Genomic DNA, 22,129 nt, shown 5'->3' with positions numbered 1-22,129 from the left:
TCGCCACGCTGGCGGCGCCGGGCGACCGCTGCAAGACTGCCGACATGACGGATGCCTCGATCGAACCCGCGCACGGCGACGACCCGCACGACCCGAAGGTGCACGAGAAGCTCAACTGGCTGCGCGCGGGCGTGCTCGGCGCGAACGACGGCATCATCTCGGTCGCCGCGCTCGTCGTCGGCGTCGCAGCCGCAACGACCGACCTCGGCGCGATCCTCGTCGCAGGCATCGCGTCGGTCGTCGCGGGAGCCATCTCGATGGGCCTCGGCGAGTACGTCTCGGTGTCGACCCAGCGCGACACGGAGCACGCGCTCATCGCGAAGGAGACCCGCGAGCTCGCCGAGATGCCCGAGCAGGAGCTCGCCGAACTCGTCGGCATCTATCGCGCCAAGGGCCTTTCGGAGGAGACCGCCGACCGGGTGGCCCGCGAGCTCACCGCGCACGATGCGCTCGCGGCCCATCTCGAGGCGGAGCTGCACATCTCGGCCGACGACGTCGTGAACCCGTGGCACGCCGCCGGGGCGTCGGCCCTGTCGTTCCTCGTGGGCGCGGTGCTGCCGATGCTCGCGATCCTGCTGCCGCCGCCCGAGTGGCGCATCGCGACGACGTTCGTCGCGGTCGTGGTGGCGCTCGCGATCACCGGCTGGCTCTCGGCCTGGATCGGCGGTGCCCCGCGCGGCAAGGCGGTGCTGCGGGTCGTCATCGGCGGGGCGCTCGCGCTCGTGGTGACGTGGGTCATCGGCGGGCTGCTCGGCGGCGTGGTCTGACGCCCGGCTCGCCCAGTGAAGCCCGACGAACCGCTCTCACGGGAGCTGCGGCCGGCGCTGCCCTGATACCGGGGCCTTCCGGCCCGTTCAGTCGGCCCGCGCCTCGCCGGCCCGCGGCCATCCTGGCGTCGCACGCAGTTCGCGCCCATGCCCCACGACGAGCACGTCGACGTCGAATCGCTCGGCGAGCTCGTCGAGGGCGGCGTACCCGCCCGCGACGATCGCGGTGGCGAGCACGTCGGCGGTCACGAGGTCGGCTGCGGCGACGCTCACCTGCACGAACGGGGTGTGCTCGAGCCCCGCGGTCGTCCAGATGTGATCGCCGCGCTCGGCGCTGCCCGAGGTCGCGAGCGCGCGGCGTCGCGCCCCGTCGAGGTCGAATCCGGCGAGCAGGCGGCTGCGGTCGTGCGGGTCGGCGACGCCGACCCGCACCGTCGACCCCTCGGCGATGAGGATGTCGCCACCCGCGTCGAGCGCCCAGCCCGTGCGGCCCGCGGCGTCGAGGGCGTCGCCCGCGTCTTCGACGGCGAGCGCCTTCACGATGCCGTCGAGGTCGATGACGCCGTCGGCCCGGTGAGGCGTGAAGCACCCGTCGGTGCGGGCGCGCCACGCGAGCGCCCGCGCGTACACCGCACGGAGTTCTGCGCTCGCCTCGGGCAGCGCGAGCTCGCCGCGCGCGACCCGGCTCAGCTCGGAGCCCGCCTCGTAGCGGCTGAACCGGCGCTCCCAGCGGGCGAAGATGTCGGCGACCAGGCCGAGCGCCCCCTGGTCGTCGAGCGGCGGTGACGCAGACGCATCGCGGTCGCCGACGGCTGAGGTGCCCGGCCGCACGCTGACGACCGTGCCCATCGCGGCGAACGCCCCCGGCGGCAGCTTCATCGTGGGCGGCACGGTCGTCATCCTGGGAAACCCGCCGCGTCGAGCGCCGACTGCAACGACTGCAGGTAGGCGGCACTCGTGTAGGTCGCACCGCTCACGAGCGAGACCGATGCCGATTGCGCCTGCAGCACCTCGGAGCGCAGCACCGGCTCGGCGCGATTGCTGATCTGCACGCTGCGGCCGTCGTGGTCGGTGAGCTGCAGCGCCGTCACGTCGGAGATCGCCCCGCCCGCGATCGTGACCTGCACCTGCACGTCGCCGAAGCGGGTCGAGACGGTCGGGCCCTCAAAGGTGCCGTCGACGGTGGTCGCGACTGCGCCGGTGCCGCCCGCATCCGTGCCGCCGGTCCCGGAGGTCGTGCCCTTCGGCGTCAGGGCGTTGAAGTCGACGGAACCCGATCCCGAGCCCGAGCTTCCACCGGTTCCGTCGTCGGCCGAGCCCGCGGACGCGTTCGTCACCGTCGGCGTGCCGGTCGCGGTCAGACCGTCGGTCGCCACCTCGCCGAGCTGCCAGCCACCGAGGATCGCGGCGGCCGACGCCGCCGAGGCCAGGAGGACCGCGCGTCGTCTCACCAGTCGAACCTCTCGTGATGGATCTGCTCGGGTGCGAGGCCCACCGCACGTGCCTCGGCGATCAGCTGCTCGGCCCAGCCGCGCGGGCCGCAGACGTAGAGGTCACTGTCGGCGACCGCCGGAACGAGCGCGGCGAGGCCGAGCCCCTCGCGCTCGGCAGCATCCGGCAGCCAGCCGCGGCCGCGCGGCCCGGGAACGGTGAGGAGCGTGGCGCCGCGCGACCGGCAGAGGTCGGCGACCTCGTCGAGCAGCCAGCCGTCGCCGGGTGCGGTGGTACGAAGCACGACCGTCGCCTCCCCCGGCCGGAACGTCGCCTGCTCGAGGAGCGAACGGATGGGCGTGACCCCGATGCCCGCCCCGACGAGGGCGATGCGGTCACGGGTGCGCGCGGCCTCGCTGAAGATGCCGTACGGCCCCTCGAGGGCGACCCGGGTGCCGGGCGCGATGCGGGCGAGCGAAGACGAGCCGTCCCCGAGCGCCCTGACGGTGATCCTCAGCCGGTCGCTGTGCGGCACGGCCGAGAGCGAGTACGGGTGCGCCTGCCACCACTGGCCCCCGGCGAGGAAGCGCCAGATGAAGAACTGCCCGCCCGAGGCCGCGAGCGTCTCGAGCCGACGCCCCCGCATCGTGATCGAGAACACCCCGTCGATCGGGCGGCCGACGGGCACGACCGACTCGACGACGAGCCGGTGCCGCATCGACGTCGCGATCGGCACCACGACCCGGAACACGACGATCGCGGCGAAGCTGCCCACGGCGAAGACGAGCCAGTACCAGCGCTGCCAACCGCCCTCGGCGAAGAGTCCACCGACGCTGAACTGGTGCGGCAGCGCAGCCAGCACGGCGGCGTACGACAGCAGGTGCACGAGCTGCCAGACCTCGTAGCGCAGGCGCCGGCGCACTGTGACGAGCGAGGTGACGACGACCACGACGAACAGCGCGAAACCGAGCATCGCGAGCGGGAGGTCGGGCAGGTTCCAGATCGTCACGACCTCCGCGACGACGTCGATGCCGTCGGCGGCGGTGTATCCCGCGACGAGCAGCATGCCGTGGGCGACCAGCAGGTACAGAACGGGCTTGCCGAGCCGGCCGTGCAGCGCCATCGCGGCGTCGTGCCCGACCGCGCGCTCGATGAGCGGTACCCGCGCCGCGAGCAGCAGCATCACGAGCACGTGGTCGGTCGCGACGAGCCCGGCGATGATGCCGAGCGAGGTGAGCGCCGCACCCGGATCAGCGAAGCGGGTCGCCCCGCCGTCGGCGAGGAACAGTGCGATCGCGACGGCGACCGACGCCACCGCGAGCGCCTGCAGCACGTCGACGCGCCACAGTCGCCTCGTGCCCCGCGCGGCGCGGTCCACGAGTCGGCGCGAGGGCCGCTCGAGGTGCCGGGCGTCATGCACGAGGAATGCCATGGCCATATCGTGCGCCGCCGAGCTATCGCGGGGCGGTGAGTTCGCTATGCGCGGGCTGGGAGGTCGAGCACGCGGATCCCGGTCATCCGCTCGGCGGACCGTGCGGGCCGACGCTCGGCGTCGCGGTCGTCGGCGGCGGCATCGGCACCGCCTCGACGAACCGGCGGGCCGCGAGCACCGCGATGACGCCGACGGCGGCGCCGAGCAGCGTCTCGACGACGCGATCGCCGATGAGGGTCGCGACCGGCACGGGCGAAGCGAGGTGGGCGACCGTCAGCGCCATCGGGGTGACGAACACGAGCGCGGTGCCGTAGTGGCGGGTGACGAGCACCTCCGCCCCGAACTGGCACACCGCCACGACGGCGACCAGCACCCAGACCGACGGCTCCGGCCACAGCACGAGCGCCGTCACCGCGACGCCCGCGATCGTGCCGAGCACGCGGTGCACCGCGCGGGAGATCGTGTGCGCGGCCCGGGCGGGCGGGATGACCGCGATCGCGCTCACCACGGCCCAGTACGGGTGGCCGAGTCCGAGCGCGGCGGCGATGCCGCCCGCGGCGAGCGCGGCGAGCGCGTTCTGCGCGACGTTGAGCCACAGCCTGGGGTCGGCGTATCCGCGCAGGCGGGTCGGCGTGCGACGTGGCAGAGGTTTGAAGGCGCGGCGGGCACGATCGCCGGCGAGCCGGCGCAGCAGCCAGCCCGACATCGCGAGCAGCCACGCGAAACCGACCGCGGCCCATGCCACGCCCCATCGCTGCCAGCCCGTTCCGTCGTCGACGGGCTGGGCCGCGCACACGAGTAGGCCGAACGCCGCGAAGAGCGGCGTCGAGGGCGTCACACCGAGCAGGTTGAAGCCGACGATCACCGTGCCGACGACGAGCACGAGGGCTCCGGCCTGTGCGGCGGGCTGCGCACCCGAGGCCGCGAGCAGGATGCCGAGCCCGGTCGCGATGAGCTGCGCGGCTGCCGCCGCGGTCACCGTGCGCAACCGGATGCCGTACGGTTCGCTTCGGCCGAAGATGGCGACCATGCCGCCGAACGCCGCGTACGACGCCCAGTCGATGCGGCCGACCGCGACGAGGATGGCGAGCGGCACCGCCGCGGCGACGGCGGCGCGCAATGCCACTTCGAGGTCGAGCGCGCGTGCCGAACGCCACCACCTTGAGAGGGTCGCGAGCACTCGACTCACGCCAGGCGGCCGAGCTCGAGCGCCGCGAAGCCCAGCGCGGCGATGGTCTCGCCGTCGGTGATCTCGCCCTCGCGCACCATGCGCATGACCTCGGGCCACGGCACCGCCCGCACGCCGGTGATGCCCTCCTCGAGCCGCGTCGCGTGCGAGGCCTGGGAGACGCTGCCGTCGTCGGAAGCGCGGGGGCGGCGCAGCCCCGTGGCGAGGAACACGTGCTCGACGGCGCGGGCGATGCCGTTGAGCGCGGTCATGCGACCGATCTCACGCCACTCGACTGCCTCGTACCCGGTCTCCTCCGCGAGTTCTCGTCGCGCAGCGACGAGCGGGTCTTCGCCGTCGGTGCCGCCGGCCGGCACCTCGACGCTCATGCCGACGGTGTGGCGGTCGACCGTGACGAGCAGCACCTCGTCGGCGTCGGTGACGGCGACGACGAACGCCGCCGGGTGCGCCAGCTCGACTACGCCGTAGATGCCGGCCTCGCCGTCGGGCCGGACGACCTCGTCTTCGACCACCCGGATCCACCGGTTCTCGTAGACGGTGCGCGACGAACGGGTCGACCAGGACATGCGGGCGGGCCTCAGAGCTTCTCGATCGGCGCGATCTTGATGAGCAGCTTCTTCTGGCCCGCGCGGTCGAACGAGACGTGCGCGATCTTCTTCGTGCCCTCGCCCGTGACCTGGGTCACCTTGCCCTCGCCGAAGTCGGCGTGGCGGATGCGGTCGCCCGCCTCGAGGGTCAGGTCGCCGTTGTCGCGAACCGTGCCGGTGACCTTGTTCGCCCACTCGGCCTTCGGCTTGGCCGAGCGTGTGACGCTGAACCGCTCGAGATCGCGATCACGAGTGCCCCAGGCGCCGCCGTCGCGACGTGCGTTGAGCGCGCGCGGCTGGGTTCCGCCCCGGCTCGTGGCCATGCCCGGCGACTGCCGCCAGTCGATGAGCCCCTCGGGGATCTCCTGCAGGTAGCGGCTCGGCATCGCCACGGCGACCTCGCCGAACTGCGCCCGGCTCATCGCGAGCGAGAGGTAGAGGCGCTTGCGCGCCCGCGTGATGCCGACGTAGAACAGGCGTCGCTCCTCGGCAGGACCGCCCGGCTCGGAGGCCGACATCTGGTGCGGCAGCAGTCCCTCTTCGATGCCGGTGAGGAACACCGCGTGGTACTCGAGCCCCTTCGCGGTGTGCAGCGTCATGAGCGAGACCGTGCCCGAAGCGTCGTCGAGCTCGTCGGCCGCGGCGACGAGCGACACCTGCGTGAGGAAGTCGACGAGCGTCGCGCCCGGGTTCTCGCGGTCGAAGTCACGGGTCTGCGCCACGAGCTCTTCGACGTTCTCGGCGCGCGTCTCGTCTTGCGGGTCGCGGCTGTTGCGGAGGGCCTCGAGCAGGCCGGACCGCTCCATGAGGAAGACGAGCACGTCGGAGACCTTGGTGCCGGAGACGCCCGTCGCGGCCCCGGCCGAGGCGCCCGCGGTCGGGTTGCCCTCGGCGTCGGTCGACCCGCCGGGCGCGGCGAGCATGGCCGCCGCCTCGTCGAGCACGTCGGCGAGCGCGAGGATCGCGCCCGTCACCTTCGGCCCGAGCCCGAGGCCGCCGGCCGCGCGCATCGCCTCGCGGAAGCTCACCTCGTTCTGCTCGGCGAAGGTCGCGATCGCGGTCTCGGTGGCCGGGCCGATGCCCCGCTTCGGCGTGTTGAGGATCCGCCGCAGCGCGAGCTCGTCGAGCGGGTTGGCGACCGAGATGAGGTAGGCCATCGCGTCTTTGATCTCGGCGCGCTCGTAGAACTTGGTGCCGCCGACGACCCGGTACGGCAGCGCCGACCGCACGAAGATCTCCTCCAGCGCACGCGTCTGCGCGTTGGTGCGGTAGAACACGGCGATGTCGCGGTAGGCGATGCCGTCACGGTGCAGCGCCTCGATCTCGTCGGCGACGAACTGCGCCTCGTCGTGCGCGGTGTAGCCCGTGTACCCGACGATCTGGTCGCCGTCTCCGTCGGCCGTCCAGAGTTTCTTGTCTTTGCGGTCGAAGTTGTTCGAGATGACCGCGTTCGCCGCCGACAGGATGTTCTGCGTCGACCGGTAGTTCTGCTCGAGCAGCACGACCCGAGCGCCCGGGAAGTCGCGCTCGAACTCGACGATGTTGCGGATGTCGGCGCCGCGGAACGCGTAGATCGACTGGTCGGAGTCGCCGACGACGGTCAGGCTCGCGCCCGGGATCGACCCCGAGGCATCCACGAGGCCCCGCACCAGGATGCCGTGCTCGTCGAGCTCGCGCACGACGGCCGGCTCGATCGGCCGCGTCAGCTCGCGGATCAGTGCGTACTGCGCGTGGTTCGTGTCTTGGTACTCGTCGACGAGGATGTGCCGGAACCGGCGCTGGTACAGCGCGGCCACCTTCGGGAAGGCACGGAAGAGATACACGGTCTCGGCGATCAGGTCGTCGAAATCGAGGGCGGATGCCTCGCGCAGGCGCCGCGTGTACTGACGGAAGATCTCGAGGAACATGGCCTCTTGCGGGTCGTTCATGTTCGCGTTCCGCGCGTGCGTCTCGACGTCGGCGAGCTCGTTCTTGAGCTTCGAGATCTTCGCCTGCGCGCTCGCGGGCGTGAAGCCCATCGTGTCGGCGTCGAGCTGCTTGATGATGCGCTTGAGGATCGTGCGCTGGTCGGCCGAGTCGTAGATCGTGAACGTCGACGAGAGGCCGAGCGACTGGGCCTCGCGGCGCAGGATGCGCACGCACGCCGAGTGGAACGTCGAGATCCACATGCCCGATGCGCTGTCGCCGAGCAGCGCCTGCACGCGCTCGCGCATCTCGGCTGCGGCCTTGTTCGTGAAGGTGATCGCGAGGATCTGGCTCGGCCACGCCTCGCGCGTCTCGATGAGGTGCGCGATGCGGTGGGTGAGCACGCGGGTCTTGCCCGACCCCGCTCCGGCGACGATGAGCAGGGCCGGTCCGCGGTACTCGACGGCCTCTTTCTGCTGCGGGTTGAGGCCGTCGGTGAGGCGGGAACCGGGGCCGGATGCGTCGGCGGAACGTGCGGGCGGCGCCTCGCGCCAGCCGGCCGGGTCGTCGGGGTCGAGGATCAGCGTCATGTCGCCTTCAAGTCTAGGCGCGGCCCCCGACATGAGGTTCGCCGTCGGGAAGCGGCGCCCGTCTCGAAACCACGCCGCCCGTCGGTCGGGCAGGCGCGAAGCGCCGTATCGAGACCATGCCGCGGACGTGGTCTCGGTACGCTCCTTCGTCGCTACTCGACCGGCCTCACGAAGTTCGCGCGCGCCTCGACGCCCAGATCTGGGTGGTCGACGAAGATGCCGTCGACCCCGGTCGCGAGCACGTCGGCGAACTCGGTCGCCCAGTCGCCGTAACCGGCTCGAGTGGAACCCTTCCGGTTCGCCGGTACGAGGAATCGGTTCTCGGGTCGCAGCGTCCACGTGTAGACCTCGAGCCCCGCCGCATGGGCCGCGACGACGAGCGCCGCCCCGCGCAGGGGCGGCGCCGAGGCATCCTTCGCGCGCTTCGGCGGCGCGCCCACCAGGCGGCCCTTGCCGACGCTCACGCCGTCGAACCGGCCGGCGAGCCCGCGCAGGCCGTCGGCGGTGAGGAACGCGTCGTAGCGTGGGGCATGCCGGCCCTGTGCGAGCACGAGGTCCCATGGGCTGCCGGTGTTCTCGATGAGCGCGACCCGCTTGCCCCGGACGCCTCGGGCCGCGAGCCGCTCGAGCAGGGTCGGCTCGAACGCCTCCATGATGAGCCGTTCGTCGCCCCTCCCCCAGCCCGCGGCCTCGAGCTCGGCCGCGAAGAGCTCGTCGAGCGGCAACCCGAGCGCGGCGAAGTGGGCGGCGTGCTTGAACTCGGCGACCATGCGGATGAGACGGCGCTGCTCGTCGGCGGCGGTGTCGATCAGGCCGAACAGGTCGCGCAGCCTGATGACCGGGTACCGCCCGTCGAAGCTCGCGCTCGCGGGACGCAGCGAGCCGAGCCGTTCGCGGGCGCGCAGCGTGGCGAGCTCGGCCCACGTGAAGTCCTCCGTGAACCAGCCGGTGAGCGGGGCGCCGTCGACCTCGCGCGTCGTGCGCCGGCCCGCGAACTCGGGCCTCGACGCGACATCCGTGGTGCCCGAGATCTCGTTCTCGTGGCGCAGCACGAGCACGCCGTCGCGGGTCGACACGATGTCGGGCTCGACCGCGTCGGCGCCGAGCGCGAATGCGAGCTCGTAGGCCGAACGGGTGTGCTCCGGCCGGTAGCCCGGCGCACCGCGGTGCCCGATGACGAGGGGGCGCCCGGCCAGGTCGTGCTGCATCTGCCCAGCGTAGCCAGCGGCCGTGCGCGCGGCCCGGAATTCCGCGGGAACTCTCGGCGTTGTCTCGAACAACTCGGGTAGGTTTGTTAACCGGCGCGGATGCCGCATCCGGTCGCCGATCCCCCGCATCCGACGACAGCCGAAAGCAGAGGAACCCATGGCTCTCGACAACCCCGCATTCTCGCGGAACTCCGCCTTCTCGCAGCAGGGAGCCGTGGCCGCATCGCAGGACATCTCGGCCCAGCAGCTGCAGGAGATGTACAACCAGCCCGCGACGCCGCCCGCCGGCGAGACGATGACGGTCGAGTCGACGCTCGCGAAGTCGGTCGCCGGCTTCGGCCTGCTGCTCGTCGGTGCAGCGATCGGCTGGCTCACCGTCGAGAGCGTGCCGTTCCTCTGGATCGGCGCCGGCATCGTCGGCTTCGTGCTCGCGATGGTCAACGTCTTCAAGCGCGAGCCGTCGGCCGCGCTGATCCTCGCGTACGCGGGCGTTCAGGGCGTCTTCGTCGGCGGCATCTCGGCCTGGTACGAGATGATGTACGGCGGCGGCATCGTGGCTCAGGCCGTCATCGCAACGCTCGTCGTGTTCGGCGTGACGCTCGCGCTGTTCGCCTCCGGCAAGATCCGGGCGTCGAAGCGTGCGACGAAGGTGTTCCTCATCGCGATGGTGGGCTACCTCGTGTTCTCGCTCGTCACCTGGGGCCTCCAGCTCTTCGGCGTGGTGGGCGACGTGCGCTCCATGCCGAGCCCCATCTTCGGTATCGAGTGGGGCCTCATCATCGGCGTGCTCGTCGTGATCATGGCGGCCTACTCGCTCGTGCTCGACTTCGACTTCATCCAGCAGGGCGTGCGCAACCGCGCTCCGAAGAAGTACGAGTGGACCGGCGTCTTCGGCATCATGGTCACCGTCATCTGGCTCTACCTCGAGATCCTGCGCATGCTCGCGATCGCGCGCGACTAGGCTCCTCGCCGGTCGGGTAGGCGCGCAGCGCCGTATCGAGACCCGAACGGCCGCCCTCGGGCGGCCGTTCGGCGTTTCCGGCGCTCAGTACCCGAAGGCCGACGCGGCAGCTCGGATCGCCTCGGCGGATGCCGCGAGCTGCGCCCGCTCGCGATCGGAGAACGGGGTGCCGACGATCGGGCGCGCGCCCTCCCCGTCGACGACGCTCGGCAGCGACAACGCGACCCCCTCGAGCTCGGGGATCTCCGGACCGTGCACCGTGCTCACCGGCAGCACGGCGTGCTCGTCGCGCAGCACGGCCTCGACGATGCGGGCACCGGTCAGCCCGATGGCGTAGTTCGTCGCCCCCTTGCCGCGGATCACCGTGTAGGCGGCATCGCGCACCTCCCGCGCGATGCCGTCGAGCTCCTCGGCGGTGAACCGTCGAACGCCCTCCCAGTCGAGGATCGGGACCGGACCGATGCGCGCCTCCGACCACAGCGGGAACTCGGTGTCGCCGTGCTCGCCGACGATGTTGGCGTGCACGCTCGACGTCGACACGCCCGCCCGCTCGGCGAGCCGCCAGCGCAGTCGCGAGGTGTCGAGCACCGTGCCCGATCCGAACACGCGCTCGGCCGGGAGCCCGGTGATGCGCTGCGCCGCGACCGTGAGCACGTCGACCGGGTTCGTCACGAGCACGACGACGGCGTCCGGCGCCCGCTCGAGGAGGGCGGGCAGCAGCCGCTCGAGAATGCCGACGTTCGTCGCGGCGAGACCCATGCGGCTCTGGCCCGGAGCCTGTTTCGCCCCGGCGGTGACGACGATGACGTGCGATCCCTCGACGACGGACACGTCGGCACCGCCCGTGACCCGTGCCCGGGTGAACTGGGTACCGTGCGCGAGGTCGAGCACCTCGGCCTCGACCTTCTCGGCGGCGATGTCGTAGAGCACGATCTCGGCTGCCGAATCCCTGATGAGCGCGGCGTAGGCGAGGCTCGATCCGACCGCCCCCGCGCCGACGACGGTGAGCTTGCTGTTCTCGACGACTCCCATGCGGCCAGTCTGCCGCACTCCCCGTGAACGCCGAAGGGCGCCGGCCACACGGCCGGCGCCCTTCGCGCACCCCGTCGCAGCACGACGGGGACGGGAGCGATCACTCCCACTCGATGGTCCCCGGCGGCTTCGAGGTGACGTCGAGCACGACGCGGTTGACCTCGCGCACCTCGTTGGTGATGCGGTTCGAGATGCGAGCGAGCACGTCGTAGGGCAGTCGGGTCCAGTCGGCGGTCATCGCATCCTCCGACGAGACCGGGCGCAGCACGATCGGGTGGCCGTAGGTGCGGCCGTCGCCCTGCACGCCGACCGAGCGGACGTCGGCGAGCAGCACGACCGGGCACTGCCAGATCTCGCCGTCGAGACCGGCCTTCGTGAGCTCTTCGCGGGCGATCGCGTCGGCGTCGCGCAGCAGCTCGAGCCGGTCGCGGGTGACCTCGCCGACGATGCGGATGCCGAGGCCAGGGCCGGGGAACGGCTGGCGGCCGACGATCGCCTCGGGAAGCCCGAGTTCGCGGCCGATCGCGCGCACCTCGTCTTTGAAGAGGGTGCGCAGCGGTTCGACGAGCTCGAACTGCAGGTCTTCGGGGAGGCCGCCGACGTTGTGGTGGCTCTTGATGTTCGCGGTGCCCGAGCCGCCGCCCGACTCGACGACGTCGGGATACAGCGTGCCCTGTACGAGGAACTTGATCGGCTTGCCGTCGGCGGCGGCCTCGGCGATGAGGTCGCGCTCGGCGGCCTCGAACGCGCGGATGAACTCGCGACCGATGATCTTGCGCTTCTCCTCGGGGTCGGTGACCCCGGCGAGCGCGTCGAGGAAGGTCGCTTCGGCGTCGATCGTGACGAGGCGCACGCCCGTGGCGGCGACGTAGTCGTTCTGCACCTGCTCGCGCTCGCCCTTGCGCAGCAGCCCGTGGTCGACGAAGACCGCGGTCAGCTGGTCGCCGACGGCGCGCTGCACGAGTGCGGTCGACACGGCCGAGTCGACGCCGCCCGAGAGCGCCGAGATGACGCGGGCGTCGCCGACCTGCTCGCGGATGCGGGCGACCTGCTCGGCGATGACGTTGCCCGAGTTCCACTCGGCGGGGATGCCGGCGGCGCGGTGCAGGAAGTTCTCGATGATGCCCTGGCCGAACGGCGAGTGCTTCACCTCGGGGTGCCACTGCACGCCGTAGAGCTTGCGCTCGTCGTTCGCGAACGCGGCGACCGGGGTCGACTCGGTCGAGGCGAGCACTTCGAAGCCCTCGGGCGCGCGGGCGACCGAGTCACCGTGGCTCATCCACACGGTCTGCGCGGCCGGCTGGTCGACGAGGAGCGCGTTGCCCGAGGCATCCGTCACCGTCGCGGCGGTCGCGCCGTACTCGCGGGCGCCGGTCTCGGCGACCTCGCCGCCGAAGTGCCGCGCCATCACCTGGAAGCCGTAGCAGATGCCGAGGGTGGGCACGCCGAGCTCGAGGATCGTCTCGTCGAGCTGAGGGGCGCCCTGCTCGTACACCGAGCTGGGTCCGCCCGAGAGCACGATGCCGATCGGGTTCTTGGCGCGCACCTCGTCGGCCGAGATCGTGTGCGGCACGATCTCGGAATAGACGGATGCCTCGCGCACGCGCCGCGCGATCAGCTGCGCGTACTGCGCGCCGAAGTCGACGACGAGAACGGGCCGCTGCTCGGTCTGCTGGTCGGTCACTGCTGGGCCTCCACGGAGTCGGGGGTGGGGTCGGATGCCTCGGGGCTGGTGCCGCCCGCCGCGCCGGCGTCGTCGCCGGCCGCGGCGTCGGCTTCGCGCCGGTCGAGGTACGCACGCACCTCGCGCCCGATACGCGCCTCGAGGAAGAACGAGAGGAACGGGATGACGCCGCCGAGGGCGATGACGATGAACCGCGTGAACGGCCAGCGCATCAGGCTCCACAGCCTGAAGTCGCTGAACAGGTAGACGACGTAGAACCAGCCGTGCGCGATGAGGATGCCGGTCGAGAGGTTCACGCCCTGCCCGGTCGACTCGAGCCCCGAGGCCGTCTCGAGCACGGGCTCGAGCGAGAGCACGCCGTTCGGGCCGAACGCGAAGAGCTCGTAGTGCCAGACGTACTTCACGAGCATCTCGGCGCAGAGCAGCAGCAGCATGACGCCCGTGATGACCGAGGCCACCTGGTAGAACTTCAGCGCCCCGCGAATGCGCGGCAGATCGGCGAGTTTGGGCTCGAGGGGCATGAACACAGTCTACGTGGCGTCGGCTGGGCGCAGGCTCAGCACGAACCGGCGCAGCATGGCGACCGCGTCGTCGATGCCGCGGGCCGGGTCGGGCCCGGCCGCGTTCGCGATCGCGACCTCGTTGAGCGCCCCCGAGAGCATCGTCGCGACCGTGTCGAGCGACCGGTCGTCGATGACACCCGCCTCGGCGAGTTCGGCGACGCCCTCGTCGAGCAGGCGCACGCTCGACTCGAGGTCGCCCTCGCGCCATTCGCCCCAGCCGAGCACGGCCGGCCCCTCGATGAGCAGGATGCGCCGCACCTCGGGCGCGAGGCTCGCCTCGAGGAATGCGCGGCAGCCGGCGAGGAAGTCGTCGAGCACGTCGTCGTGGGTGGCCGCCTGCTCGACGGCCCGGGCGACGCCGAGTTGCGCATGCTCGACCACCGCCTGGAAGAGGCCGCGCTTGCTGCCGAAGTGGTGGTAGAGCGCCCCGCGGGTGAGGCCCGCCTCGGCCATCAGGTCTTCGAGGGCCACCCCCGCGTAGCCGTCGACGGCGAATCGGGCGGTCGCGAGGCGCACGATCTCGCTGCGCGTGCGGTCGCGCTGCTCGGCCTTCGTCGCCACGTCGCCTCCCGGTTGACATGCACACTGTACGTCACCCATCATGACACATACATACAGCCTGTATGCATCTTTCGATCGTCAGGGGAACCCATGCTGCACAGCTGCTATCCCGTGCTCTGCTCCGCGGATGTCGCGGCGAGCGCCCGCTTCTACCGCGATCACTTCGGCTTCGAGAACGCCTTCGAGTCAGGCTGGTACGTGAGCCTCCGACACCCCGGCTCAGGACACGAGCTCGCGCTGCTCGACCCCGCGCACGTGTCGGTCCCCGCCGGCTACGGCGTGACGGCCCGCGGCGTGCTCGTCAACCTCGAGGTCGACGACGTCGACGCGATCGCGGCCCGGCTCGAGGCATCCGGCGTGCCGATCGTGCAGGAGCTGCGCAGCGAGCCGTTCGGCCAGCGGCACGTGATCGTGCGCGACCCCGGCGGCGTGCTCGTCGACGTCATCACCGAGATCGAGCCGTCGCCCGAGTTCGCGGCGGCGTTCGGGGCGTGAGCGGCCGCGCTTCCCGACGGACGATCAGTCGTCGCCGGGCGCCCCCGCGGCCGACGCAGGTGCCGAGGTCGCGTCCGCGGCGGCCTCCGCCTCGTCGCGCTCGCGCTCGACGGCGTCGCGCACGAGCCGGTACCAGAGGTAGATCGCAAAGCCCGCGAACACGACCCACTCGACCGCGTAGAACACGTTGAGCCAGTTGAGCTCGGTGGTCTGCTCGGGCGGAGGCGACGAGATCGCGTCGAGTCCCGCGACGGGGTCGGAGGCCGTGACGTAGCCGAAGTAGACGGGCCGGTCGTCGTAGTCGGCCCACAGGTTGATGAGCTGCGCGACCGCGACGGTGTTCATCGCGAACGGGTCGTCGTCGGTGTCGGGCGGCACCGGCGCCTCGGTCGGCAGGAACCGGCCGACGACGCTCACCCGCGTGCTGCCGTCGAGCCCGGCCTCGAACTCGTCGATCGCGGCTCGCACGGTCGGCTCGTCGGCCGCCCAGCCCAGCGCGATGGGGAGGCCTCCGGCCGGCGCCTCCGCGACCTCGAGGTGGGCGACCGCCCAGTACCCCAGGACGCCGTCGTTCAGGCGCCCCTCGACGATCACCGTGTCGCCCGGCACGTAGGTGCCGGTGACCTCGACGCGCTGCGCGGTGACCGCCTGCCGCGTCGGCGAGTCGGGCTCGGCGATGCCGTCGAAGGGCAGCACCTGCTCGGTCGGCCGTTCGATGACGACCGCCTGCTCGACGGCCCGCTCGATCTGCCACTGGCCGAGCAGGGCGAACCCTGCGGCGACGGCGAGCGCGGCGACGAGCGCGGCGATCCAGCGCGGGCGCAGCATCATGCGCACGACGGCGCGGCGTGAGTCGGCGGACACGATGGACAAGCCTACCGGCGCGCGGCTGGGAGGTCGTTCGGCCAGCGGCCGGTCGAGTCGGCGCGCAGCGCCGTGTCGAGACCACCGGCCTCCCTGTTCAGTCCACCTTCACGATGTCGGGCGCCTCGAGCCGCACCCGGTCGGCGGACTCGTCGTCGGGCTGCTCCTGCGACGCGCGCTCTGCGGCGACCCGCTGCAGGTAGCGCTCGACCTCGAGCGTCTCGCGCGCCTCGTCCCAGCCGAGCACCCGGCCCATGAGCCTCGCCGCGACCGGCGCTGCCGACACTCCGCGGTCCCACGACTCGATCGAGATGCGGGTACGACGTGCGAGCACGTCGTCGAGGTGCAGCGCCCCCTCGTGCGAGGCGGCGTAGACCACCTCGGCGGCGAGATAGTCGTCGGCACCGGGCAGTGCCTCACCGAGCTCGGGGTCGGCGCGGATGAGGTCGAGGAGCTCGTCGGTCAGGGTGCCGTAGCGGTTCAGCAGGTGCTCGATGCGCACCTTGTGCACGCCGAACGCCCGCGCGATCTTGCCGCGCTTGTTCCACGCCGCCTGGTAGCCCTCGGCGCCGAGCAGCGGGATGTCCTGCGTGGTCGACGCCGGCACCTTGCCGTCGAGCGCGTCGACGGCGGCGTCGATCGCATCCTTCGCCATGACTCGGTAGGTGGTCCACTTTCCGCCCGCGATGACGACGAGCCCGGGCACGGTGTGCGCCACGAGGTGCTCGCGCGACAGCTTCGACGTCTGCTCGCTCTCACCGGCGAGCAGCGGCCGCAGCCCGGCGTAGACGCCCTCGACGTCTTCGCGGGTGAGCGGGATCGCGAGCACGCGGTTGACGTGCTCGAGCAGGTAGTCGATGTCGGCGGCGGTCGCCGCGGGGTGCGCCTTGTCGAGGTTCCAGTCGGTGTCGGTGGTGCCGATGAGCCAGTGCCGACCCCACGGGATCACGAAGAGCACGCTCTTCTCGGTGCGGAAGATCATGCCCATCGCCGACTGGATGCGGTCACGGGGCACGACGAGGTGGATGCCCTTGGACGCGCGCACCTTGAAGGTGCCGCGCTCGCCCACCATGCGCTGGGTGTCGTCGGTCCACACGCCCGTCGCGTTCACGACCTGCTTCGCGCGCACCTCGAAGTGCTCGTCGGTCTGCAGGTCGTGCGCCTTCACGCCGACGACCCGCTCGCCGACCTTGATGAAGCCCTCGACCTTGACCCGGCTCGCGACGTGCGCGCCGTAGAAGCTCGCCGTCCGGGCGAGCGATGCGACGTAGCGGGCGTCGTCGACCTGAGCGTCGTAGTAGGTCAGGCCGCCGACGAGTGCGTCCTTCGAGAGCGACGGGATGGCACGCATCACCTGCCGTTTCGACAGGTGCCGGTGATGGGGCACCCCGGGCGGGCGCCCTCCGGTGTAGCTGAAGACGTCGTAGAGCATCATGCCGGCGCCGACGTAGAACCGCTCGAACACGCGCTTCTGGAGCGGATAGAGGAAGCGCACGGGCTTGACGAGGTGCGGCGCGATGCGCTGCAGCAGCAGCCCTCGCTCGATGAGCGCCTCGCGCACGAGGCGGAAGTCGAGCTGTTCGAGGTAGCGGATGCCGCCGTGCACGAGCTTCGACGACCGGCTCGAGGTGCCCGAGGCCCAGTCGCGGGCCTCGAGGAGGCCGGTCGAGAGCCCGCGCGTGACGGCGTCGAGCGCCGCGCCGGTGCCGACGATGCCGCCGCCGACGACGAGCACGTCGAGCTCTTTCTCCTTGAGTCGCGCGATCGCGGCGTCGCGTTCCTCCGGTCCGAGCTTCTGCGAACGCGTCACCGACTTGAGCTGCGCCATCGTGCCACCCCATCCCCGCGGCCTCGTGGCTCGGCCGCGTGATCCGTTTCCACGCTACCCGAGCGACCGCGGATGGGTAAGCCTCTTGCGGCGGGTCACGATGGCTGCTTCGAGCCCGGCCGTGCGAGGACGACGGCCCGGGTCACGGCTCGACGACGGCCCGTTCGAACTCAGCCCCGCTGGAACTACGACCCGAGATACGGCTCGACGACGGCCCGTTCGAACTCAGCCCCGCTGGAACTACGACCCGAGATACGGCTCGACGACGACCTCGACGCGCTGGAACTCCTTCAGGTCGGAGTAACCGGTCGTCGCCATCGACTTCTTGAGCGCACCGACGAGGTTCGCGGTGCCGTCGGCGGCCGGCGCGGGCCCGTAGAGCACCTCTTCGAGCGGGGCGACCTGGCCGACCTGCACGCGACGGCCGCGCGGGAGCTTCGCGTGGTGCGCCTCCGCACCCCAGTGGTAGCCGCCGCCGGGCGCGTCGGTGGCGCGCGCGAGCGCCGCGCCGAGCATGACCGCGTCGGCGCCGCAGGCGACGGCCTTCACGATGTCGCCGGCGGTGCCGACGCCGCCGTCGGCGATGACGTGCACGTAGCGGCCGCCCGACTCGTCGAGGTAGTCGCGGCGAGCGCCCGCGACATCCGCGACGGCCGTGGCCATGGGCGCGTGGATGCCGAGCGTCGTGCGCGTCGTCGAGGCGGCGCCGCCGCCGAAGCCGACGAGCACGCCGGCGGCACCCGTGCGCATGAGGTGGAGCGCCGCGGTGTACGTCGCCGCACCGCCGACGATGACGGGCACGTCGAGCTCGTAGATGAACTTCTTGAGGTTCAGCGGCTCCTGGTTCTTCGACACGTGCTCGGCCGAGACGGTCGTGCCGCGGATGACGAACAGGTCGACGCCGGCGGCGACGACGGTCTCGTAGAGCTCCTGCGTGCGCTGCGGCGAGAGGGCGCCGGCGACGGTCACCCCTGCCGCGCGGATCTCGGCGAGGCGCTCGGTCACGAGTTCGGGCTTGATCGGCTCGGCGTAGAGCTGCTGCATTCGCTCGGTGGCGCGGTCGGCCGGGAGGTTGCGGATCTCGGCGAGGACCGGTGCGGGATCGTCGTAGCGGGTCCACAGGCCTTCGAGGTCGAGCACGCCGAGGCCGCCGAGCTGGCCCATCATGATCGCGGTCTGCGGCGAGACGACCGAGTCCATCGGCGCGGCGAGGAACGGGATGTCGAACTGGTAGGCGTCGATCGACCATGCGACCGATACGTCTTCGGGGTCGCGCGTGCGCCGGCTCGGCACGATCGCGATGTCGTCGAACGCATACACTCGCCGGCCCCGCTTGGAGCGGCCGATCTCGATCTCCTGGGTCACCACTCAACCCTACCCGGGCGATACTCCGCCGGCTGAGAGGAACAGCGTGCGCACCGGACCGCGCCCCGATCTAGAACGGTGGCATGACGCCCACGGCGACCAGCAGCATCGGCGCGAGCACCAGGATGCCGGCGAGCAGGACCGGCGCGCCGAGGAGGCCGGCCACGATCGGGACCGGTCGCCAGCGCGTGCGCCGCGCGTGCGAGATCGCGACGACCCCGAAGCTGGTTGCGAAGAACACCGCGCCCAGCAGGTAGACGACGCCGGCCGCATCGATCTCGTCGGGACTTCCGGTGATCCCGGTCGCGAGCGCGGCGGCTTCGCCGATCGTGCCGAGTGCATAGATGGCGAAGGCTCCGAAGGCTCCCCACAGCAGCAGCGTCATCGTGTTCGATGCACGCGCGGCCGTCCGCGGGAGCACCGAGAGCACCAGGACGACCGCCCCGAACAGCTTGAGACCCACGACCAGCCAGTTCATGAAGGCCAGACCGGAGGCGTAGGCCGCCAGTGGTCCGCCGGCGAAGTGGTCCGTCGCCTCGAACGCGATGTTCACCGCAGCGAACACGACGAGCCCGAGCGCGCCGAGCATCGCCGCCCCCAGTGCGATCGTCGAGACGGACGCCGGTCCGGCGAGCGCCTTCGGACTGTCGATGCTCCGGTTGGTCATGCCGATGAGTCTGGGTGTCGGCACCCCTTCCCGCCTCACCCGATCGGGTGAGGCGATACCCGGCCCACGACTCGCCGCTCACGTCACGGCGCGTCGGTTCCCCGGAGGAAGAGCCGCGACGCGACCGCGCGGGCGAGTTCGTCGGGTGCCGCGCCGGCAGGCGCGTCGATCGCACCGGCGTTCCAGAGCGTGGCGAAGCCGTGCACGAGCGACCATGCCGCGAGCGCGTTCGCCCGGGTGTCACCGGCTGCGGCGCCCGCGCCGGCGCGCAGGAGGTCGCCGGCGCGGTCCCGGGCCGCGGCGAGCGCCGGGTCGTCCTCGCGCAGCAGCTCGGGCCGGAACATCACGGCGAAGCGACCCGGTTCGGCGGTCGCGAACCTCACGTAGGCGACCCCGGCCGCCACGAAGTCGCCGCCGGATGCCTCGAGCTCGCGCACCAGCCGGTCGAACCCGTCGGCGGCGATGGCGGTGAACAGGCCCGTGCGATCGCCGAAGTGGTGGGCGGGCGCCGCGTGCGAGACGCCGACACGTCGCGCGAGGTCGCGGAGGCTCAGCCGGTCGACGCCGTCGGACTCGATCGCGTCGACGGCGGCGTCGATGAGCGCTGCACGCAGGTCCCCGTGGTGGTACGGCATGCGTCGACCCTACGCAACCAATCTAGGCATTGACAAGTTCCCTTGCGCCCTGCAATCTAGTCACTGACAAGTTCTGTTGGAAGGAGCCGCGCATGACCACCTCATCCGATTCCGCGACCACGGCCGCGACCGACGCCGCCTCGCGCCGGCCGACCGGCCGCAACCCCTGGGTTCAGACCTTCGTGTCGCCCGTGCCGATCGCCTTCGCCGTCGGCACCCTCGGCACCGCGCTCACGGGGTCAGTGCTCGCCGCGCTCGGTGCCACCGACGCCGCCGCGGCCTGGCAGGCATGGCTGACCGGAGGGCTCGTCGCGATGTTCCTCATCGCGGCGTCCGGCCGGCTCCACCCGAAGCTCCGCGCCGGACTCGCCGCGATGGTGCCGCCGGCGCTGCCGCGCCCGGACCTCATCGTGGCGGCGACCGGCGTGCTCGAGGCCGCCGGCGCGATCGGCCTCCTCGTGCCCGCGACCCACGACCTCGCGGCGCTCTGCCTCGCGCTGCTGCTCGTGGCCGTGTTCCCCGCGAACGTGCGCGCGGCGCGCCTCGGCGAGCGCGTCGGCAGCCTGAGCTCGCCGCTCCTGCCGCGCACGATCGAGCAGATCGTGTGGATCGCGGCCTGCCTCGTCGTCGCATTCGGCTGAGCGCCACCGCATCCTCCAGCGGTCAGCGCGCTCGGGCGACCCGCCCCTCGTCCCAGACGGGCGCATCGGTCTCCACGACCTCGCCCGCCTCGGTGAACACCACGAAGCGATCGAAGCTGCGGGTGAACCACCGGTCGTGCGTGACCGCGACGACCGTGCCGTCGAATCGCCCGAGGGCGTCCTCGAGCGCCTCGGCCGAGACGAGGTCGAGGTTGTCGGTCGGCTCGTCGAGCAGCAGGAGGGTCGCACCCGACAGCTCGAGCAGCAGGATCTGCAGGCGCGCCTGCTGCCCGCCCGAGAGCGACTCGAAGGTCTGCAGCGCCGCGCCGGCGAGCCCGTATCGATCGAGCGCCGAGCTCGCGGCCTCGCGCGCCATCCCCTCCCGGTTCGCGTCGCCGCGGTGCAGGATGTCGAGGAGGGTGCGCCCCCGGAACTCGGGATGCTCGTGGTTCTGCGCGAACCAGCCGGGAACGACGCGCGCGCCGAGCACCGCCCGCCCCTCGTGCGGCACGCGGGCGAGCTGCTCTCCCACGCTCGTGACGTGTCCGAGGGTGCGATCGGGTTCGGTGCCGCCACCCGCGAGCAGCCGCAGGAAGTGCGACTTGCCCGAGCCGTTCGAGCCGAGCACGGCAACCCGGTCGCCGTACCAGACCTCGAGGTCGAACGGGCGCATGAGCCCCGTGAGCTCCAGCCCCTCGCACACGATCGAGCGCTTGCCGGTGCGCGAGCCGCGCAACCGCATCGAGACCGCCTGCGCGGGTGGTCGCTCCTCGGGAGGACCGGCCTCCTCGAACTTGCGCAGCCGGGTCACCGCGGCCTGGTACCGCGAGGCCATGCCGTCGTTGTACGTCGCCTTCACCTTCATCGTCTGCACGAGCGTCTTGAGCGCCGCGTGCTGCTCGTCCCATCGCCGGCGCAACTCGTCGAGGCGGGCGAACCGCGCATCGCGCGCCTCGTGGTACCCCTCGAAGCTCCCGCCGTGCACCCAGGCGGTGTTGCCGGCGGCGCCGAGCTCGAGCGTCACGATGCGGTCGGCGGCCCGCGCGAGCAGTTCGCGGTCGTGCGAGACGAGCAGCACCGTCTTCGGCGTCTCGCGCAGTCGATCCTCGAGCCAGCGCTTGCCGGGCACGTCGAGCGAGTTGTCGGGCTCGTCGAGCAGCAGCACCTGCTCCGGCCCGCGCAGCAGCGCCTCGAGGGCGAGGCGCTTCTGCTCGCCGCCGGAGAGGGTCGAGAGCTCACGCCACTTCGCCCGTTCGTAGGGGACGCCGAGCGCCGCGAGCGTGCAGTGGTCCCACACGACCTCCTGCTCGTAGCCGCCGGCTTCGGCGTACTCGGCGAGCGCGGTCGCGTAGCGCATCTGCGCGTCGGTGTCGTCGCGTTCGATGAGGGCGTTCTCGGATGCCCCGAGCTCGAGCGCGGCCTCCCTGATGCGGCTCGGCGCGACCGAGACGAGCAGCCCTCCCACCGAGGCATCCGTGCCGTCGACCGTACGCCCCGTGCCGACGAACTGGTCCATCACGCCGAGCCCGCCGTCGACCTGCACGCTGCCCTCGTCGGGCCTGAGCTCTCCGCGGACGATGCGAAGCAGGGTCGACTTGCCCGCGCCGTTGGCGCCGATGAGCGCCGTCGTCGCGCCCTCGGAGACGCGGAAGGCGAGATGCGCGAGCAGCGGTCGCCCGTCGGGAAGCGAATAGGAGACGCCGTTGACGTCGATGAAGCCCATG

Annotated in this window: 21 protein-coding genes; 4 read left to right on the top strand and 17 right to left on the bottom strand. The window is 71.9% G+C overall.

The annotated features are described in order from the left end of the window. Positions 1–44 precede the first annotated feature (44 nt). The gene (locus tag ACFWGP_RS14970; RefSeq protein WP_231430158.1) at positions 45–767 is read left to right on the top strand and encodes a VIT family protein; all 723 of its coding nucleotides are present in this window, start codon (positions 45–47) and stop codon (positions 765–767) included. Between the two features lie 87 nt (positions 768–854). Here the strand turns inward: ACFWGP_RS14970 and ACFWGP_RS14965 are convergent, their stop codons facing one another. The 7 genes from ACFWGP_RS14965 to ACFWGP_RS14935 all read right to left on the bottom strand — a co-directional run bounded on the left by ACFWGP_RS14965 (position 855) and on the right by ACFWGP_RS14935 (position 9,109). After that, complete coding sequence (locus tag ACFWGP_RS14965) at positions 855–1,658, bottom strand: FAD:protein FMN transferase (RefSeq protein ID WP_231430157.1); 804 nt, start codon at positions 1,656–1,658, stop codon at positions 855–857. A 5-nt stretch (positions 1,659–1,663) separates the two neighbouring features. Further along, positions 1,664–2,218 carry an FMN-binding protein gene (locus tag ACFWGP_RS14960; protein WP_275505488.1) on the bottom strand — a complete coding sequence of 185 codons (555 nt, stop codon included), beginning with the start codon at positions 2,216–2,218 and terminating at the stop codon, positions 1,664–1,666. Further along, entirely contained in the window at positions 2,215–3,630 is a 1,416-nt protein-coding gene (locus ACFWGP_RS14955) for a ferric reductase-like transmembrane domain-containing protein (RefSeq protein WP_376931270.1), read from the bottom strand. The genes ACFWGP_RS14960 and ACFWGP_RS14955 overlap by 4 nt, the downstream gene beginning before the upstream one ends. Before the next feature lie 82 nt (positions 3,631–3,712). Further along, positions 3,713–4,819 (bottom strand): FUSC family protein, encoded by a 1,107-nt coding sequence (locus ACFWGP_RS14950; protein WP_376931269.1) that lies wholly within the window; start codon positions 4,817–4,819, stop codon positions 3,713–3,715. Beyond that, positions 4,816–5,385 carry an NUDIX domain-containing protein gene (locus ACFWGP_RS14945; RefSeq protein ID WP_376931268.1) on the bottom strand — a complete coding sequence of 190 codons (570 nt, stop codon included), beginning with the start codon at positions 5,383–5,385 and terminating at the stop codon, positions 4,816–4,818. The genes ACFWGP_RS14950 and ACFWGP_RS14945 overlap by 4 nt, the downstream gene beginning before the upstream one ends. Before the next feature lie 11 nt (positions 5,386–5,396). Next, positions 5,397–7,901 (bottom strand): ATP-dependent helicase, encoded by a 2,505-nt coding sequence (locus tag ACFWGP_RS14940; RefSeq protein WP_376931267.1) that lies wholly within the window; start codon positions 7,899–7,901, stop codon positions 5,397–5,399. Positions 7,902–8,053: 152 nt separating this feature from the next. Continuing rightward, positions 8,054–9,109, bottom strand: coding sequence for a glycerophosphodiester phosphodiesterase family protein (locus tag ACFWGP_RS14935; protein ID WP_231430151.1), 1,056 nt, complete (start codon positions 9,107–9,109; stop codon positions 8,054–8,056). Between the two features lie 157 nt (positions 9,110–9,266). On the opposite strand from ACFWGP_RS14935, the gene ACFWGP_RS14930 reads away from it, so the two are divergent. After that, positions 9,267–10,070 (top strand): Bax inhibitor-1/YccA family protein, encoded by an 804-nt coding sequence (locus ACFWGP_RS14930; RefSeq protein ID WP_231430150.1) that lies wholly within the window; start codon positions 9,267–9,269, stop codon positions 10,068–10,070. A gap of 84 nt (positions 10,071–10,154) precedes the next feature. Here the strand turns inward: ACFWGP_RS14930 and ACFWGP_RS14925 are convergent, their stop codons facing one another. From ACFWGP_RS14925 to ACFWGP_RS14910, 4 genes are all read right to left on the bottom strand, one after another. After that, a complete protein-coding gene (locus tag ACFWGP_RS14925; RefSeq protein WP_376931266.1) occupies positions 10,155–11,102 on the bottom strand; it encodes an L-lactate dehydrogenase in 948 nt (315 codons plus the stop codon). Between the two features lie 100 nt (positions 11,103–11,202). Beyond that, a complete protein-coding gene (guaA, locus tag ACFWGP_RS14920; protein WP_231430146.1) occupies positions 11,203–12,786 on the bottom strand; it encodes a glutamine-hydrolyzing GMP synthase in 1,584 nt (527 codons plus the stop codon). Then, complete coding sequence (locus tag ACFWGP_RS14915) at positions 12,783–13,307, bottom strand: DUF3817 domain-containing protein (RefSeq protein ID WP_231430145.1); 525 nt, start codon at positions 13,305–13,307, stop codon at positions 12,783–12,785. The genes guaA and ACFWGP_RS14915 overlap by 4 nt, the downstream gene beginning before the upstream one ends. Positions 13,308–13,316: 9 nt before the next feature. After that, positions 13,317–13,910 carry a TetR/AcrR family transcriptional regulator gene (locus ACFWGP_RS14910; RefSeq protein WP_376931265.1) on the bottom strand — a complete coding sequence of 198 codons (594 nt, stop codon included), beginning with the start codon at positions 13,908–13,910 and terminating at the stop codon, positions 13,317–13,319. A gap of 90 nt (positions 13,911–14,000) precedes the next feature. Here ACFWGP_RS14910 and ACFWGP_RS14905 point away from each other — a divergent pair, with 90 nt between their 5' ends. Then, positions 14,001–14,405, top strand: a complete 405-nt coding sequence (locus ACFWGP_RS14905; protein WP_376931264.1) for a VOC family protein — start codon at positions 14,001–14,003, stop codon at positions 14,403–14,405. A 24-nt stretch (positions 14,406–14,429) separates the two neighbouring features. On the opposite strand, the gene ACFWGP_RS14900 is transcribed toward ACFWGP_RS14905, so the two are convergent. The 5 genes from ACFWGP_RS14900 to ACFWGP_RS14880 all read right to left on the bottom strand — a co-directional run bounded on the left by ACFWGP_RS14900 (position 14,430) and on the right by ACFWGP_RS14880 (position 19,764). Continuing rightward, on the bottom strand, positions 14,430–15,269 hold the full coding sequence (locus ACFWGP_RS14900) for an SURF1 family cytochrome oxidase biogenesis protein (protein WP_376931263.1): 840 nt from the start codon (positions 15,267–15,269) through the stop codon (positions 14,430–14,432). Between the two features lie 97 nt (positions 15,270–15,366). Further along, positions 15,367–17,097 carry a glycerol-3-phosphate dehydrogenase/oxidase gene (locus tag ACFWGP_RS14895; protein WP_275505479.1) on the bottom strand — a complete coding sequence of 577 codons (1,731 nt, stop codon included), beginning with the start codon at positions 17,095–17,097 and terminating at the stop codon, positions 15,367–15,369. Positions 17,098–17,337: 240 nt separating this feature from the next. Then, positions 17,338–18,462: a GuaB3 family IMP dehydrogenase-related protein gene (locus ACFWGP_RS14890; RefSeq protein ID WP_231430140.1), complete on the bottom strand. Its 1,125-nt coding sequence runs from the start codon at positions 18,460–18,462 to the stop codon at positions 17,338–17,340. Positions 18,463–18,532: 70 nt separating this feature from the next. Further along, a complete protein-coding gene (locus ACFWGP_RS14885) occupies positions 18,533–19,051 on the bottom strand; it encodes a hypothetical protein (protein WP_231430139.1) in 519 nt (172 codons plus the stop codon). Positions 19,052–19,212: 161 nt separating this feature from the next. After that, positions 19,213–19,764 carry a TetR/AcrR family transcriptional regulator gene (locus ACFWGP_RS14880; RefSeq protein WP_376931262.1) on the bottom strand — a complete coding sequence of 184 codons (552 nt, stop codon included), beginning with the start codon at positions 19,762–19,764 and terminating at the stop codon, positions 19,213–19,215. Positions 19,765–19,856: 92 nt separating this feature from the next. Between ACFWGP_RS14880 and ACFWGP_RS14875 the strand changes: the two genes are divergently transcribed. Next, entirely contained in the window at positions 19,857–20,405 is a 549-nt protein-coding gene (locus tag ACFWGP_RS14875) for a DoxX family protein (RefSeq protein ID WP_275505477.1), read from the top strand. Positions 20,406–20,427: 22 nt separating this feature from the next. On the opposite strand, the gene ACFWGP_RS14870 is transcribed toward ACFWGP_RS14875, so the two are convergent. After that, positions 20,428–22,128, bottom strand: coding sequence for an ABC-F family ATP-binding cassette domain-containing protein (locus tag ACFWGP_RS14870; RefSeq protein WP_376931261.1), 1,701 nt, complete (start codon positions 22,126–22,128; stop codon positions 20,428–20,430). Position 22,129 lies beyond the last annotated feature (1 nt).

This window comes from Agromyces sp. NPDC127015 (genome assembly GCF_042725165.1).
Taxonomy (GTDB): domain Bacteria; phylum Actinomycetota; class Actinomycetes; order Actinomycetales; family Microbacteriaceae; genus Agromyces; species Agromyces chromiiresistens.
Note: the sequence above shows the minus strand (reverse complement) of the source record. Positions and strands in the feature narration are given on the sequence as shown.

Coding starts and splice junctions, on each gene's coding strand:
- ACFWGP_RS14970 (WP_231430158.1), top strand. CDS start 45: ATGACGGATGCCTCGATCGAACCCGCGCACGGCGACGACCCGCACGAC.
- ACFWGP_RS14955 (WP_376931270.1), bottom strand. CDS start 3,630: ATGGCATTCCTCGTGCATGACGCCCGGCACCTCGAGCGGCCCTCGCGC.
- ACFWGP_RS14945 (WP_376931268.1), bottom strand. CDS start 5,385: ATGTCCTGGTCGACCCGTTCGTCGCGCACCGTCTACGAGAACCGGTGG.
- ACFWGP_RS14940 (WP_376931267.1), bottom strand. CDS start 7,901: ATGACGCTGATCCTCGACCCCGACGACCCGGCCGGCTGGCGCGAGGCG.
- ACFWGP_RS14935 (WP_231430151.1), bottom strand. CDS start 9,109: ATGCAGCACGACCTGGCCGGGCGCCCCCTCGTCATCGGGCACCGCGGT.
- ACFWGP_RS14930 (WP_231430150.1), top strand. CDS start 9,267: ATGGCTCTCGACAACCCCGCATTCTCGCGGAACTCCGCCTTCTCGCAG.
- ACFWGP_RS14925 (WP_376931266.1), bottom strand. CDS start 11,102: ATGGGAGTCGTCGAGAACAGCAAGCTCACCGTCGTCGGCGCGGGGGCG.
- ACFWGP_RS14915 (WP_231430145.1), bottom strand. CDS start 13,307: ATGCCCCTCGAGCCCAAACTCGCCGATCTGCCGCGCATTCGCGGGGCG.
- ACFWGP_RS14905 (WP_376931264.1), top strand. CDS start 14,001: ATGCTGCACAGCTGCTATCCCGTGCTCTGCTCCGCGGATGTCGCGGCG.
- ACFWGP_RS14895 (WP_275505479.1), bottom strand. CDS start 17,097: ATGGCGCAGCTCAAGTCGGTGACGCGTTCGCAGAAGCTCGGACCGGAG.
- ACFWGP_RS14885 (WP_231430139.1), bottom strand. CDS start 19,051: ATGCTCGGCGCGCTCGGGCTCGTCGTGTTCGCTGCGGTGAACATCGCG.
- ACFWGP_RS14880 (WP_376931262.1), bottom strand. CDS start 19,764: ATGCCGTACCACCACGGGGACCTGCGTGCAGCGCTCATCGACGCCGCC.
- ACFWGP_RS14875 (WP_275505477.1), top strand. CDS start 19,857: ATGACCACCTCATCCGATTCCGCGACCACGGCCGCGACCGACGCCGCC.
- ACFWGP_RS14870 (WP_376931261.1), bottom strand. CDS start 22,128: ATGGGCTTCATCGACGTCAACGGCGTCTCCTATTCGCTTCCCGACGGG.